This is a genomic window from Sulfuriferula sp. GW1 (genome assembly GCF_047300855.1).
GTDB lineage: Bacteria > Pseudomonadota > Gammaproteobacteria > Burkholderiales > Sulfuriferulaceae > Sulfuriferula.
Genome location: NZ_CP170197.1, coordinates 1786371 through 1801017, shown reverse-complemented (window position 1 = coordinate 1801017; position 14647 = coordinate 1786371). Strand labels below are relative to the sequence as shown.

Annotated in this window: 12 protein-coding genes and 1 tRNA gene; 10 read left to right on the top strand and 3 right to left on the bottom strand. The window is 56.1% G+C overall.

Annotated elements, in window-relative coordinates:
* Window positions 1-75: 75 nt before the first annotated feature.
* The 10 genes from fdnG to rluB all read left to right on the top strand — a co-directional run bounded on the left by fdnG (window position 76) and on the right by rluB (window position 11575).
* Window positions 76-3132: a formate dehydrogenase-N subunit alpha gene (gene fdnG / locus ACFDAU_RS08750; RefSeq protein ID WP_413436556.1), complete on the top strand. Its 3057-nt coding sequence runs from the start codon at window positions 76-78 to the stop codon at window positions 3130-3132.
* A gap of 11 nt (window positions 3133-3143) precedes the next feature.
* On the top strand, window positions 3144-4031 hold the full coding sequence (fdxH, locus tag ACFDAU_RS08745) for a formate dehydrogenase subunit beta (protein WP_413436555.1): 888 nt from the start codon (window positions 3144-3146) through the stop codon (window positions 4029-4031).
* A gap of 61 nt (window positions 4032-4092) precedes the next feature.
* Entirely contained in the window at window positions 4093-4743 is a 651-nt protein-coding gene (locus tag ACFDAU_RS08740) for a formate dehydrogenase subunit gamma (RefSeq protein ID WP_413436554.1), read from the top strand.
* Window positions 4724-5647 carry a formate dehydrogenase accessory protein FdhE gene (gene fdhE, locus ACFDAU_RS08735; protein ID WP_413436553.1) on the top strand — a complete coding sequence of 308 codons (924 nt, stop codon included), beginning with the start codon at window positions 4724-4726 and terminating at the stop codon, window positions 5645-5647. Before ACFDAU_RS08740 ends, fdhE begins: the two co-directional genes overlap by 20 nt.
* Entirely contained in the window at window positions 5644-7086 is a 1443-nt protein-coding gene (gene selA, locus ACFDAU_RS08730; protein ID WP_413436552.1) for an L-seryl-tRNA(Sec) selenium transferase, read from the top strand. The genes fdhE and selA overlap by 4 nt, the downstream gene beginning before the upstream one ends.
* On the top strand, window positions 7083-8990 hold the full coding sequence (selB, locus tag ACFDAU_RS08725) for a selenocysteine-specific translation elongation factor (RefSeq protein ID WP_413436551.1): 1908 nt from the start codon (window positions 7083-7085) through the stop codon (window positions 8988-8990). The genes selA and selB overlap by 4 nt, the downstream gene beginning before the upstream one ends.
* A 42-nt stretch (window positions 8991-9032) precedes the next feature.
* A tRNA-Sec gene (locus tag ACFDAU_RS08720) sits at window positions 9033-9126 on the top strand.
* A gap of 81 nt (window positions 9127-9207) precedes the next feature.
* Window positions 9208-10005, top strand: coding sequence for a segregation and condensation protein A (locus tag ACFDAU_RS08715; protein WP_413436550.1), 798 nt, complete (start codon window positions 9208-9210; stop codon window positions 10003-10005).
* Window positions 9992-10597, top strand: coding sequence for an SMC-Scp complex subunit ScpB (gene scpB, locus ACFDAU_RS08710; RefSeq protein WP_413436549.1), 606 nt, complete (start codon window positions 9992-9994; stop codon window positions 10595-10597). The genes ACFDAU_RS08715 and scpB overlap by 14 nt, the downstream gene beginning before the upstream one ends.
* Before the next feature lie 45 nt (window positions 10598-10642).
* Entirely contained in the window at window positions 10643-11575 is a 933-nt protein-coding gene (gene rluB / locus ACFDAU_RS08705) for a 23S rRNA pseudouridine(2605) synthase RluB (protein WP_413436548.1), read from the top strand.
* A 58-nt stretch (window positions 11576-11633) separates the two neighbouring features.
* Here the strand turns inward: rluB and ACFDAU_RS08700 are convergent, their stop codons facing one another.
* The 3 genes from ACFDAU_RS08700 to ACFDAU_RS08690 form a co-directional block, all read right to left on the bottom strand.
* The gene (locus ACFDAU_RS08700; protein WP_124705297.1) at window positions 11634-12302 is read right to left on the bottom strand and encodes a mechanosensitive ion channel family protein; all 669 of its coding nucleotides are present in this window, start codon (window positions 12300-12302) and stop codon (window positions 11634-11636) included.
* A 90-nt stretch (window positions 12303-12392) separates the two neighbouring features.
* Window positions 12393-13040: a response regulator gene (locus tag ACFDAU_RS08695; RefSeq protein ID WP_413436547.1), complete on the bottom strand. Its 648-nt coding sequence runs from the start codon at window positions 13038-13040 to the stop codon at window positions 12393-12395.
* A gap of 77 nt (window positions 13041-13117) precedes the next feature.
* Window positions 13118-14575, bottom strand: a complete 1458-nt coding sequence (locus ACFDAU_RS08690; RefSeq protein WP_413436546.1) for a histidine kinase — start codon at window positions 14573-14575, stop codon at window positions 13118-13120.
* Window positions 14576-14647: the final 72 nt, after the last annotated feature.

Below are 14647 nucleotides of genomic sequence, written 5' to 3'. Positions count from 1 at the left end.
ATGTCGGCATATTTATTGCTAGTATTTTTGCAGTTGTTAATATCCCAGTAATCATTTCATCCATTGGAGGAAGCGATGCAAGTCAACCGTAGGCAGTTTTTTAAAATCTGTGCTGCAGGCATGGGCGGGTCCAGCCTTGCCGTAATGGGTTTTTCACCCGCTGTCGCACTGGCGGAAGTGCGCGAATTCAAATTGCTACGCAGCACCGAAACGCGCAACACCTGCCCCTACTGTTCGGTAAGCTGCGGTCTGCTGATGTACAGCTTGGGCGACAAGGCCAAAAACGCGAAACTGAATATTATCCATATCGAAGGCGATCCGGATCATCCGGTGAATCGCGGCACCTTATGTCCCAAGGGTGCGGGGCTGCTGGATTTCGTGCACAGTCCGAACCGGCTGCAGTTTCCTGAATACCGCGCAGCGGGTTCCAATGAGTGGAAGCGCATTTCCTGGAATGATGCCTTCAGCCGCATCGCCCGGCTGGTGAAGGACGATCGGGACAAAAACTTTATCGCCAAGAATGCCGAAGGCGCGACGGTGAACCGTTGGCTCACGACAGGATTTCTTGCGGCGTCCGCTTCGTCCAACGAAAGTGGTTACCTGACCCACAAGGTGGTTCGCAGTTTAGGGATGCTCGCATTCGACAATCAAGCGCGTGTTTGACACGGACCTACGGTGGCAAGTCTTGCCCCTACGTTCGGTCGCGGCGCGATGACCAACCATTGGGTTGACATCAAGAACGCAAATCTGGTTTTGATCATGGGCGGCAATGCCGCCGAGGCACACCCGTGCGGTTTCAAATGGGTAACGGAAGCGAAGGCCCACAACAAGGCCAAGCTGGTGGTGGTGGATCCCCGCTTCAACCGCTCGGCGGCGGTGGCCGACTATTACGCACCGATCCGTACCGGCACGGATATCGCGTTCCTGGGCGGCCTAATCAACTATTTGCTGGCCCACGACAAGATCCAGCACGAGTACGTCAAGAAATACACCAATGCCACTTTCCTGATCAATGGCGACTATCAGTTCGAGGAAGGCCTGTTCTCAGGCTACGATGCCGCTAAACGCAGCTACGACAAAAGCACTTGGTCTTATGTGATCGGCGCGGATGGCTTTGCCGAAGTCGACGAAACGCTCGCCAATCCGCGCTGCGCGTTCAATCTGATGAAGCAGCACTACGCCCGCTATACACCGGATGTGGTGAGCAACATCTGCGGCACGCCCAAGGAGCAGTTCCTCAAGGTGTGCGAGATGATCGCGGAAACCAGCGCACCCAACAAGACCATGACCATCATGTACGCGCTGGGCTGGACCCAGCATAGCGTCGGATCGCAGATTATCCGCACCGCCGCCATGGTACAGCTCTTGCTCGGCAATGTGGGCATGGCGGGCGGCGGGGTGAATGCGCTACGCGGCCATTCCAACATTCAGGGCCTTACCGACCTTGGCCTGCTTTCCAATATGCTGCCGGGCTATCTGACGCTGCCGGGCGAAAAGGAAACGGACTATGGGAAATTTATCGAAACACGCACCCCGAAAGCGCTGCGTCCCGGGCAACTCAACTACTGGCAAAATTATCCCAAGTTTCACGTAAGTCTGATGAAAGCCTGGTTTGGGGATGCGGCGACTCAGGAAAACAACTGGGCCTACGACTACCTGCCCAAACTGGACAAGGTACATGATGTCCTGCAGGTGTTCGAGGATATGCATAACGGCAAAATGAACGGCTATTTCTGCCAGGGCTTCAATCCGCTTGCCTCTTTCCCCAACAAGGCGAAAATCGGCGGCGCGTTGGCCAAGCTCAAGTACCTCGTCATCATTGACCCACTGGCGACGGAAACCTCCGAGTTCTGGAAGAATTTCGGCGAATACAATGATGTGGATTCCAGCCGGATTCAGACCGAGGTATTCCGCCTGCCATCCTCCTGCTTCGCGGAAGAGGACGGAGCCTTGGTGAATAGCAGCCGCTGGATGCAATGGCACTGGAAAGGCGCTGAGCCGCCTGGAGAGGCCAAAGGCGACCCGGAGATCATGGCAGGCATCTTTAGCCGCCTGCGAGATATGTATAAGAAAGAAGGCGGTGCCTTCCCGGATCCTGTCCTCAATTTGACCTGGAATTACGCTATTCCCGATGTGCCCGGCCCGGAAGAACTGGCCAGGGAATACAACGGCAAGGCGCTGGCTGATATTGCAGATCCGAAGGATGCGACCAAGGTGCTGGTCAAGGCCGGGCAACAGCTGGATAGCTTCGCCCTGTTGCAGGACAACGGCTCCACCGCCAGCGGTTGCTGGATTTTCGCCGGTGCATGGACCGAAAAGGGCAACATGATGGCGCGCCGGGACAATGCTGATCCGAGCGGATTGGGGGAGACCCTGGACTGGGCTTTCGCCTGGCCCGCCAACCGGCGCATCCTCTATAACCGCGCTTCCTGCGACCCTGCGGGCAAACCCTGGGACCCCAAGCGCAGCATCATCCACTGGAATGGCAGCAAGTGGGTGGGGTTCGACGTGCCCGACTTCAAACCGGATTCCGCACCCGATCAGGGTATGGAACCTTTCATCATGCAACCGGAGGGTGTGGCGCGCTTGTTTGCGCTGGACAAGATGGTGGAAGGGCCATTCCCGGAACACTATGAGCCGTTTGAGACGCCCATCGGAACCAACCCCTTGCATCCTAAAGTGGTGAGCAATCCGGCGGCGCGGGTATTCAAGGGCGATCTGGAGCAGTTTGGCACCGCCAAGGATTTCCCTTACGCGGGTACCACCTACCGGCTCACCGAGCACTTCCATTACTGGACCAAGCACGCGGTCATCAATTCGGTTCTCCAGCCGCAGCAATTCGTCGAATTGGGTGAAGCGCTGGCAAAAGAGAAAGGCATCGCGAATGGCAGTATGGTGACAGTGCGTTCCAACCGCGGCCACATCAAGGCGGTGGCGGTCGTCACCAGGCGACTCAAGGCGCTCACGGTGAACGGCAAGACGGTGCATACGGTCGGTATCCCGATCCACTGGGGTTTCAAAGGGGTTGCGAAGAACGGCTATCTGGCAAACACCCTTACACCTTACGTGGGCGATGCGAATACCCAGACGCCAGAGTTCAAATCTTTTCTGGTGGACATCGAGAAAGCTTGAGGAGATAAGACATGGCATTGCAATCCCTGGATATTCAACGCCGCTCGGCGACCACGACGCCCTCACCGGATGTACGGCAAACCATGAAGGTAGCCAAGCTCATCGATGTGTCGAAGTGCATTGGCTGCAAGGCCTGCCAGTCAGCGTGCATGGAGTGGAACGACGTACGTGATGAGATCGGCACTTGTGTCGGAGTGTATGACAACCCGCCCAACTTATCGGCGGACTCCTGGACCGTAATGCGCTTTTCGGAAGTCGAGGTGGAACAGGGCAAACTGGAATGGCTGATCCGCAAGGATGGCTGCATGCACTGTGCAGACCCCGGTTGCCTCAAGGCCTGCCCTTCACCCGGCGCCATCATTCAGTACGCCAATGGCATCGTGGATTTTCACGAGGAAAACTGCATCGGTTGCGGTTACTGCATCACCGGTTGTCCCTTCAATGTCCCGCGCATTTCGCAGAAGGATAACAAGGCCTACAAGTGCACGCTCTGTTCCGACCGGGTTGCGGTCGGCATGGAACCCGCATGCATCAAGGCGTGTCCGACCGGTGCACTGGTGTTCGGCAGCAAAGACGACATGATTCACCACGCGGAGGGGCGCATTACCGACCTCAAGGAGCGCGGCTATCAGAATGCCGGGCTGTATGATCCGCAAGGTGTGGGCGGCACCCACGTCATGTATGTTTTGCAACACGCAGACAAGCCTGAGCTCTACCATGATCTGCCCAAGAATCCCCAGATCAGTCCGCTGGTCTCGTTATGGAAAGGAATCACCAAACCGCTGCTGTCGGCCGGTCTGGGATTGGCCGCACTGGTTGGTTTCTTCCACTACGTGACGGTTGGACCGAACGAGGTCAAGGAAGAGGAAGCAGAGCATGTTGAGAAAGAGGATATCTAATTCCGATGCAGAGCATGACGTGTGCCTGCATTTCCCGTGAGCAATTTTTATTGGAGCCATCATGTCCAAACGGCCTTACTTGATAGAGCGCTATCCTCCATCAGACCGGTTCAATCACTGGTTTGTGGCAATCACTTTTATTCTGGTGGCACTGAGTGGTCTTGCGTTGTTTCATCCAGCTTTTTTCTTTCTCTCCCACCTATTGGGCGGCGGTCCGTGGACGCGCATCCTGCATCCTTTTATCGGTGTCGTCATGTTCGTTGCGTTCCTGGTCCTTGCGCTCCGTTTCTGGGGCCACAATTTCATTACCGGCAATGACCGTCAATGGCTACGGCAAATGGATGACGTTGTCACCAATCAAGAGGAAAAACTGCCGGCGGTAGGACGTTACAATGCCGGCCAGAAATTATTTTTCTGGACCATGGTAATCTGCATCGTTCTGCTATTGATTACCGGCATATTGATCTGGCAGCCGTATTTCGCGCCTTACGTGCCCATCGTCTTAATACGAGTGGCGGTATTGGTGCATGCGCTCAGTGCTTTTGTTGCGATTACCGGGCTGATAATCCATATCTACGCGGCAATCTGGGTCAAGGGCTCGGTGGGTGCCATGACGCGGGGCACCGTGACCGAGGCCTGGGCACGCCAGCACCACCTGGACTGGTATCGCAAAATAAAAAATGGAGAAATGCGTGGCCACGACCATTATTGAACCGGGCTTTATCCAGCCACCGTCCATTGAGCCGCCGTTCCTGCGGCAGCCAAATGCCAGCGTATTATTTGGCGAGCGTTCACGGCGTTTGATGACACTCGCTGAGGGGCACACCATGGCCGACTTCCTGCGTTTTATGGGGCATCTGGCCGAGGCACAACAACACGCCCTGAATAACCTGGGTACACCCAAGCTGCCGGATGCCGAGCAAATCATGCTGTGCAAAACCCACGGCATGCCACCTCTGGGCACCCAAACGCTGCTGCGCGACGCCAGTTGGCGCGAGGGTCTGAGCACCATCCTGAAACAAGTGTCGGGGCAGGCAAACGCAGCTACGCAAGCTGCAATAGTCCGTATCCAGGCGTTATCGGAGACGGAGCTGGAAGTCTTTGCCGACCGTTTGCTAAGCGGTGATTATGCTGGCGTGGATCTGGCTGCGGCCCCGTTGATCGGTGCTGCGCTGCAGGTCTATTGGGTACGACTGGCCTCAGCCCTTGAACCGGACGATTTTCCCCGTCCCGACGTGCACACCCTGTGCCCGGCGTGCGGCTCTCTGCCCACCGCCAGTGTGGTGCGTATCGGCGGGGTCGAACAAGGGCTGCGCTACCTGCACTGTTCCCTGTGCGAAAGCGAATGGAACATGGTGCGCATCAAGTGCAGCCATTGCGAGTCCACCAAGGGTATTGCCTATTTCAATATCGACGGCGGCGATGAAGCTGTGAAAGCGGAAACCTGCGACGAGTGCAACAGCTACCTGAAAATCTTCTATATGGAAAAAAACATGGCAGTCGACCCGATTGCCGACGATCTGGCGAGCCTGGCGCTGGACATTCTCATGGATGAGGCGGGCTATCAGCGCAGCGGTCCCAACTTGCTGCTGTTCCCGGGGTCCCACGACGTATGAGCTTGTCCCCCCTCGCAGCAGACGGAACGGCGCCCGCCACACCGCTGCCCGCGATTCCCTCTGTCGATCGCGTGCTGAACCTGCCCTCGGTACGCGCTTTGACGGAAACCTATGGCCGCGCAGTCACCACTGCTGCAGTGCGCCAATGGCTCGCAGAGCTGCGCGAGCGCCTGGCGGGCAACCTGGCGTTGCCCGCCGATGCCTTTGCTGAAATCAAACTTGCCGAGGTGCTGGAACAGCGCCTGGCCGCTGCGCGTCAACCGCATTTGCGCCAGGTGCTCAACCTGACCGGCACCGTGCTGCACACCAACCTGGGGCGCGCGCGTTTGCCGGATGAGGCGGTGGCCGCAGTGGTGATGGCTGCCTCACAAGCCTGCAACCTGGAATACGACCTTGCCAGCGGCGTACGCGGCGACCGCGATGATCTGATCGAGCCGCTATTGCGCGAAATTACCGGCGCGGAAGCGGCCACCGTGGTCAACAACAACGCCGCTGCGGTGTTCCTCGCCCTCAACAGCCTGGGCCTGCGCAAACAGGTGATCGTGTCGCGCGGCGAACTGGTGGAAATCGGCGGCGCGTTCCGTGTGCCCGACATCATGGCGCGGGCGGGCTGCCGCTTGAAGGAAGTCGGCACCACCAACCGCACCCATCTCAAGGATTTCGCCGAGGCCATCGACGCCAGAACTGCTTTGTTGCTGAAAGTGCACACCAGCAACTATGCCATCCAGGGCTTCACCGCTGCAGTCGAGGAAGCCGCACTGGCGCAACTTGCACATAATCACAACTTGCCTTTCATGGTGGATCTGGGCAGCGGCACCCTGGTCAACCTGCGCGACTTCGGCCTGCCCCAGGAGCCCACCCCGATGGATTCGCTCGTCGCCGGTGCCGATCTGGTCACCTTCAGCGGCGACAAGCTGCTGGGCGGGCCGCAGGCAGGCATCCTGGTTGGACGCTGTGACCTGATTGCCAGAATCAAGAAAAATCCGCTTAAACGCGCACTGCGCGTGGACAAGATGACGCTGGCCGCGCTGGAGGCTGTGCTGCAACTCTACCGCGACCCGGATCGCCTGGCTGCGCGCTTGCCCACGCTGCGCCTGCTTACCCGCGCCGTGGCCGACATCGAACGCACTGCCCAGACCCTGTTGCCCGCCATGGGCGCCGCACTGGCGGGCGTGGCGCAGGTTGAGGTGCGCGCCTGCCACAGCCAGATCGGTAGCGGTTCGTTGCCGATAGATCGCCTGCCCAGCTTCTGTCTGGCGCTGATGCCCGTTGTGCGTGGAAAAGGCGAGGGCACAGCGCTGAAAAAAATTGAGCACGCCTTCCGCAATCTGCCGGTTCCGGTCATTGGCCGCGTAAGTGAAGGCGCATTCTGCATGGATTTGCGCTGCCTGGAGCAGGCAGACATGCTGCAATCCCAACTCGGTTCTTTGCGCTTTTGATCATCGGCACTGCAGGTCACATCGACCACGGCAAGACCGCGCTGGTCAAAGCCCTGACCGGCGTGGACGCGGACCGCCTCAAGGAAGAGAAGGCCCGCGGCATCACCATCGACCTGGGCTACGCCTATACGCCCCTGCCCAACGGCGATGTACTCGGCTTCGTTGACGTACCGGGTCACGAAAAATTCATCCATAACATGCTGGCAGGTGCCACCGGCATCGATTTTGTGCTGCTGGTGGTGGCGGCCGACGACGGCCCCATGCCGCAGACGCGCGAACATCTGCACATCCTCGACCTGCTTGGGCTGCAACGCGGTGTGGTGGCGTTGACCAAAGCAGACCGGGTATCCGCCGATCGTTTAGAAGCCGTACGCGCCGACATCGCCGCCTTGCTGCTGGGCACTGGCCTGCAAGGCAGCGACATTTATCCCGTTTCGGCCTTGACTGGCAGCGGCATTCCCGCGTTGCGCGAACGCCTGGAAGCGGAAGCGCAGGCGCTGCAGCAACGCTCGGCCGGCGGCCATTTCCGCCTGGCGGTAGACCGCTGCTTCACGCTGTCCGGCATTGGCACGGTGGTCACCGGCACGGTATTTTCCGGCGTTGTGACTGTAGGCGACAAGCTGGTCATGTCGCCCTCCAATATCCCGGTGCGGGTGCGCAGCATCCACGCCCAGGATCGCCCGGCGCAAACCGGGGTGGCCGGACAGCGTTGCGCACTCAACCTGGTCGGGCCGGGTCTGGACAAAGCATCCGTAGCACGGGGTGACTGGGTACTGGCCGAGCCGCTAAATGCACCAGTGACGCGGCTGGATGCACAACTGCGCGTGTTGGCCAGCGAGGACAAACCATTGCACCACTGGACGCCGGTGCACATCCACTTGGGCGCGACGGATGTCTCCGGGCGTGTGTCGGTGCTGGAAGGCGAGGTGGTGGCACCCGGCATGGACGCCTTGGTGCAGCTGGTGCTGGACAAACCCGTAGGTGCGCTGCACGGCGATCGTTTCATCGTGCGCGACCAGTCTGCCAGCCGAACCCTGGGGGGTGGCCGCGTGCTGGACAGTTTTCCGCCCGCGCGCGGACGACGCACGCCGTCCAGAATCGAACTGCTGCGCGCGCTGGAAACCGACGCGCCTGCCGAAGCCATGCAGGCGATGCTGCAAGCGAGTGCCAACGGTGTGGATTTGCGCCGCTTTGCACTGAACTGGAATCTGCGCGAAGACGAAGCAAGTGCCTTGTGGGCCGCGTTGCCGATGCGCAAGGTGGAGGAGGGGGAGACAGCCATCGGCTTTTCCCCAACGGTGTGGGAAACGCTCAGACAGCGTCTGCTGGATACATTGACGGCTGAGCATGCACGCGTGCCAGATATGCTGGGCGTGGATCGCGAGCGTTTGCGCCGGATGACTGCGCCGATGCTGTCGCGCTCCGCTTTTCTGGCGCTCACGGATGAATCGCTGGCCATTGGCAACATCAAAGCCAGCGGATTGTGGTTGCATTTACCGGGTCACAGCGTGGCTCTGTTGGCACACGAGGAAAAGCTCTGGGCCAAAGTGTGCCCATTACTGGATGCCGCACCTTACCAGCCACCCAGAGTGCGGGATATTGCGAATGTCCTGGATGTGGACGAATCTGCCATGCGTCTGCTATTGCAGCGATTGGCACGTTTGGGGGATGTGTTTCAGGTGGCACACGACCATTTTTTCACGCGTGGATCGGTCACGGCACTCGCTACCATCGCCCGCCAACTGGCACAAGACGATCTGCTCGAAGCTGCTGTTTTTCGCGATCGTATCGGCGTCGGACGCAAACTGGCGATCCAGATTCTGGAATTCTTTGACCGGGTGGGCTTCACCCGGCGTGCGCGTGATCGGCACAAACTGCGCCACGCAGATTTGTTTACAGGCTAGCTGCTGCTGTACCCTTGCTTGCTGTGCAAACTTGTCGTTTATGGAAGAGATTCGTTCCCCGGTGGGGCGGCCGGACTTCAAATCCGGTAAGGGTCGTCAGACGATCCTTGGTGGGTTCGACTCCCACTCTCTTCCGCCCATTCCATCTGACATGACACTGGATTTGTTTAACGCCTGACTATAGCCCAAACCGCTCTGACTCAGGCAAAATGTACAGATGTCAGAAATAATAGATACCCAGCCGCTGGCCCTGGTGAATGGCGAGCCATTCACCGACTTGCCGCAGGATTTGTACATTCCGCCGGATGCCTTGGCGGTATATCTCAATGCGTTTGAAGGTCCGCTCGATCTGCTGCTATATCTTATCCGCCGCCACAATCTGGATGTGCTGGATATTCCGATGGCCGATATCACGCGTCAGTATATGGATTATGTAGAATTGATGCGTAGCAGCCGGCTGGATCTGGCGGCGGAATACTTGCTGATGGCGGCCCTGCTGATCGAGATCAAGTCGCGCATGTTGTTGCCGCGTCGGCTGCAAGAGGATGAAACCGGGGAGGTGGAAGATCCACGCGCCGAACTGGTACGGCGCCTGCTCGAATATGAGCAGATGAAAATTGCTGCACAAACGGTCGAAAACAAGCCACGTGAAGGCCGTGATTTCGAGGTGATTGCGATATGGGGTGAAGAGGCAGGTAAATTGTTGCCCCATGTCGAACCGGGAGATTTGCGCGCCGCCTGGCTTGGTCTTGTTGCACGCGCCGGTGCACACCGTCACCATACTGTGGGCCGTCAGGAACTGTCGGTACGCGAGGCAATGGGGCAGATACTGGATGCCTTGCAGACTGGTGATTTCCTTGAGTTTGCCTGCTTGTTCGACCCCGGCAAGGGCATCCCGCATCTGGTGGTCACATTTCTCGCCATCCTCGAACTGGCGCGCGAACGCATGGTTGAAATCACTCAGAGCGCAGCCTTTTCACCCATTTATATCCGTTTATCACATGCCGATCAATAATATTTCAGAGCTGAAAATCGTCCTGGAAACTGCACTGCTTTCCTCGAGAGAGCCGTTGTTAATCAATGATATGCAGCGTCTTTTTGAAGAAGAATTAAGTACCGAGTTCTTGCGTCGCGCACTTGATGAGCTGCGTGATGACTGGCAGGGAAGGGGAGTGGAACTGGCACTGGTGGCATCCGGCTGGCGTTTTCAGACGCGTCCCGAATATCAACGTTTTATCAACCGTCTCAACCCGGAAAAGCCTCCAAAATATTCGCGTGCCGTGATGGAAACCCTCGCCATCATTGCCTATAAACAGCCCGTGACACGTGGCGATATTGAAGAAATTCGGGGGGTGACGGTGAATACCCAGATTATTAAAACACTGGAAGAGCGCGACTGGATCAAGGTCGTCGGTCACCGTGATGTACCGGGGCGGCCTTCCCTGTATGCGACGACCAAACAATTCCTGAGTGATCTCAACCTGCGTGCGCTGGATGAGTTGCCGCCATTAGTCGAATTGGGATCTCTCGTGGAACCCAACCCGCATAGTGGTGAGCTAAATCTGGCTGAGCTAATAGAACAGGCAAGCGACGATTCGCCGGTATAATTAGCGCATAGCTGCGTTCCTGCTGCACTTCCGGACTACACTCTCATGCCATCTTCCCCGATTCGTCCACCTAAAAAATCCCGTGCAAAGCCTGCGTCGCCGATTCGCCGTCCCCTGGCGCCGGAACCGGTCAAACCGCGTGTGCAGAAACCAAACACTGTGCCTGAAATCAGCGCAGAACCTGAAAACGACGCGCCAGCATCGCAAAAGCTGCAAAAAGTGTTGGCAGGTTCCGGGTTGGGATCACGCCGCGATATGGAGACATGGATTGAAGCGGGGCGAGTTTCGGTCAACGGTACTGTGGCCACGCTCGGCCGTCGGGTATCGCCGGGCGATCGTATCCTGGTGGATAACCGGCCAGTCAAGCTGAATCTGGAAGACGAACTGCCGCGCGTGCTGATCTATCACAAACGCGAAGGCGAAATCGTCAGCCGCGACGACCCGCAGGCGCGCACCACGGTATTCGAGGAATTGCCGCGTGTGCGTAATGGCAAGTGGATCGCCATAGGCCGACTGGATTTCAATACCGAAGGCCTGCTTATTTTTACCACCAGCGGCGATCTGGCCAACCGCTTGATGCATCCCAGCTTTGAAGTGGAACGTGAATATTCGGTACGTATCATGGGCGAGCTCAGTCAGGAGCAAATGCGCAGCATGACCGCCGGAATCCAGTTGGATGATGGTCCTGCGCACTTTGAGCGCATTGCCGAACAGGGGGGAGAAAGTTCCAACCGCTGGTATCAGGTGATCATCAAGGAAGGCCGCAATCGCGAAGTGCGACGCATGTTCGAAGCCATGGGCATGATGGTAAGCCGTTTGATCCGGGTGCGTTTCGGCATGGTCAACCTTCCGCCACGGGTAAAGCGCGGCCAGATGCTGGAATTGGAATCGCAGCAGGTCGCAGCAATCCTGAAATGGGCAGATTTACCTGTTCCGGAAATACTGCCGCAGCATCGCCCGCAAGACAAGAAACGCTAGAACCTTGATTTTGCCCACCCGGAATATTTCCGGGAAGGCCTGAGGATATGCGCTGAGGCTATTTGCGCTTTTGCGTCATGCGCGCGATCACGCCTGCCGCCCAATCACGCCCCCCCAGGCCAAATGCCAGTGCAAATGCCAGTCCTACGGCACCAAAACCAATAATAAATGCGGCTGTGAGCAATTCGCGGCCGATATTGAGTTGTTCCAGGGCAACAAAAAATACAAAAATCAGCGTTGCATATTCTGAAATGGTGCTGATCGTCAACGCGCCCTGTACACCTATGTTGCTAAGATAGGCAAAGATCAGGCGATTGATGAAGCGCGACAAGATAGCCCCAAGTACCAGGACGAATATGGCAACGATGATATTGGGTATATACAGAACGATACGGTTGAACAGTTCCGCCACGATATGCAGGCCCAGACTATTGGATACCGTGACAATGACGATCAGGATAATCAGCCAATACATTAATCCCGCCAGCAGTCCGCCGAGAGATACCTCGAGCTGACCTTGTTTGAGGAAGGCTTCGATACCTGAACGTTCTGATAACTTGTCAAACTGCAGTACGTGGAGCAGCTTGACCATCCCTGCGCGCACCAGCTTGGCCACCAGCCAGCCTACAAACATTAACACCAGGGCAGCCATTAACTGCGGTACAAAGGCTGCCAGTTGTGTCCAGAATGAGGTGATGGAAGCGAGAAAAATATCAAGCTGTTGCATGGCAACTCCTTAAAAAATAATCTGACATTTTACAAATTGTTCTGTATGCAATTTGTAAAATAGATGAGGGTTCAGAGATGGGTTACTTGTTTACTCTACCAGCTGGTTCTTGATGGCGTAATGGGTTAATTCGGCATTATTGTGCAGTTTCATTTTTAATAACAAACGTGAACGATACATGCTGATCGTCTTGACTGAAAGCGTTAGCTCATTCGCAATGTCGCTGACCGTTTTGCCCGATGCGATCATCGTTAAAGTCTGATATTCGCGATCGGAAAGCAGCTCGTGCGGGGGAGTTTCCTGGGCATCATCGAAGTGATTCGCCAGCTCCTGGGCGAGTTCGGCCGTGATATATTTTTTACCGGCAGCAACCTGGCGGATGGCGTTGACCAGTTCCGCAGGGGCGCTTTGTTTATTGAGATAGCCCGCTGCGCCGGCTTTGAGCGAACGGATGGCGTATTGATCCTCGCGGTGCATGGATAACATGAGCACAGCAATACTGGGAGATTCCTTTTTTATCTGTTTTAACACTTCGATGCCGCTGCGATCAGGCATGGAGATATCCAATAACAGCACATGACAGCCACTTTTTCGGGTCGACCGGATGGCATCCAGGCCGTTTTCTGCCTCGCCTGCCACGATGATGTCTTTGGTGTCGGCGAGTATCTGTTTCAAGCCTTCACGTACGATTGCGTGATCGTCCGCGATAAACACCTTGATTGCTTTCGTTACTGTCATATGGCTACCTGGCTAGTACTCGAAATCAAATACCAAATATTGTCGATTCTTTCTCTTTGAGATTATCCCGCATTCTCTTATGTTGTGGATAATGGGATTTTGATGCGTACCAGACTGCCGCCTGCAGCAAGCGGGCTTATATGGAGTTTCCCGCCCAGCGCATTGGCACGTTCTACCATGCCGCGTATACCAAAGGATTTCGGCTTCATTCGGTCGGCAGCGTTGATGCCTCGTCCATTATCGGCAACCTCCAGTTCAACGCAGCGTTTGCTTAAAGCAAGCTTGACGGTCACTCGGCTGGCATGTGCGTGTTTGGCAATATTGGTCAAGGCTTCCTGAAAAATCCGGAACAAAGCTGTAGCCTGGTCAGTGTCGAGTTGGATTTCTTCGCAGTTCGAAGAAAACTTGCAGGGTATGCCAGCTTGTTTCTCGAACTCCTTGGCGTGCCACTCTAGCGCAGCTACGATGCCAAAGTCCAGCACGCTGGGACGCAAATCTGCTGCAATACGATGCGCAGATTCAATACTGCGATCCGCCAGCGCCTCCACGTAATGAGCTTTTTCAAGCAATTCAGGCGTCTCGGGCAGGCGCCGGATCAGTAAAGCCATTGCCATTTTGATGGCAGTAAGGTTTCCGCCCAGATCATCATGAATTTCGCGGGCGATACGAGTACGTTCCTGTTCCTTGACCAGTTCGATATGTGCAGACAATTCGGCAAGTTGTTCTCTTGAACTGCGGATTTCGTGTTTTTCCAGTCTGCTTTGAGTGATATTGGTCATTACGCCGTCCCATGCAATACCTTGGTGTTCCTTCGACTGATCGATGGCGCGGGGAGTGGCTCGCAAGTTGATCCATTTGGTGTCCTTCCATTTTTCAATCCAGATTCTGCCTTCCCAGTTCCACGCTGAAAGGGTGCGTGCCGAAGCCATCATTGAATCAATGTAGGAAGGCAAATCTTCTGGCAGAATCAGTTCGGCAAATAGCGTGGGATCACTAAGTAACTGACTGGGGGTAACGCCAAGCAGCGCGTGACAGCCGTCACTGAGATAAGGAAAAGATATTTCTCCATTGTGCTGGCGTACGAACTGGTAAACCAGGCCTGGCATGTTTGACACGATTGCATGGAAGCGCGATTCGCTTAATCCCAAGGCCTGGGCGGAGGCAATTGAGGCAGTCTGGTCATTGCCAATCGCAATAATCATAGAATGCGATAGAAACACCCGAAAATTGATGGGGTAGGTAGTACCATCACGGCGTACCAGTGTTAGCTCAAGCGAGACATATTCAGCACTGCTTGCGCGCAAGGGCCGTAATGCTTCGGTCAGCTTTTTTTCAGATAGGCCGCGGGTTACATTAAGCATGGTCATGCCTGCCAATTCGGCGGCACAGTATTGCAGATTGTGATATGCAGCGTCATTTGCGTGAACCAAATAGAGCGTGTCACAATCCATTACATAGATTTCGCTGAGCGAGCCATTCATCAGAATGGGCAGCCAGCGAGGATCTGGTATGTCTATGAATGTATTATTGTTCATATGGTATGAATTTTAGAACGTTCAAGTTCGAGTTAGGCAAGGTATTGTTCAAATCTCAGTATAAACGCTTGT

What these genes read in the sequence shown, in the direction of transcription:
- scpB (WP_413436549.1), top strand. Translation starts at nt 9,992, where the DNA reads ATGCCGATCAATAATATTTCAGAGCTGAAAATCGTCCTGGAAACTGCA.
- ACFDAU_RS08715 (WP_413436550.1), top strand. Translation starts at nt 9,208, where the DNA reads ATGTCAGAAATAATAGATACCCAGCCGCTGGCCCTGGTGAATGGCGAG.
- ACFDAU_RS08740 (WP_413436554.1), top strand. Translation starts at nt 4,093, where the DNA reads ATGTCCAAACGGCCTTACTTGATAGAGCGCTATCCTCCATCAGACCGG.
- ACFDAU_RS08690 (WP_413436546.1), bottom strand. Translation starts at nt 14,575, where the DNA reads ATGAACAATAATACATTCATAGACATACCAGATCCTCGCTGGCTGCCC.
- rluB (WP_413436548.1), top strand. Translation starts at nt 10,643, where the DNA reads ATGCCATCTTCCCCGATTCGTCCACCTAAAAAATCCCGTGCAAAGCCT.
- ACFDAU_RS08695 (WP_413436547.1), bottom strand. Translation starts at nt 13,040, where the DNA reads ATGACAGTAACGAAAGCAATCAAGGTGTTTATCGCGGACGATCACGCA.
- selA (WP_413436552.1), top strand. Translation starts at nt 5,644, where the DNA reads ATGAGCTTGTCCCCCCTCGCAGCAGACGGAACGGCGCCCGCCACACCG.
- ACFDAU_RS08700 (WP_124705297.1), bottom strand. Translation starts at nt 12,302, where the DNA reads ATGCAACAGCTTGATATTTTTCTCGCTTCCATCACCTCATTCTGGACA.
- fdxH (WP_413436555.1), top strand. Translation starts at nt 3,144, where the DNA reads ATGGCATTGCAATCCCTGGATATTCAACGCCGCTCGGCGACCACGACG.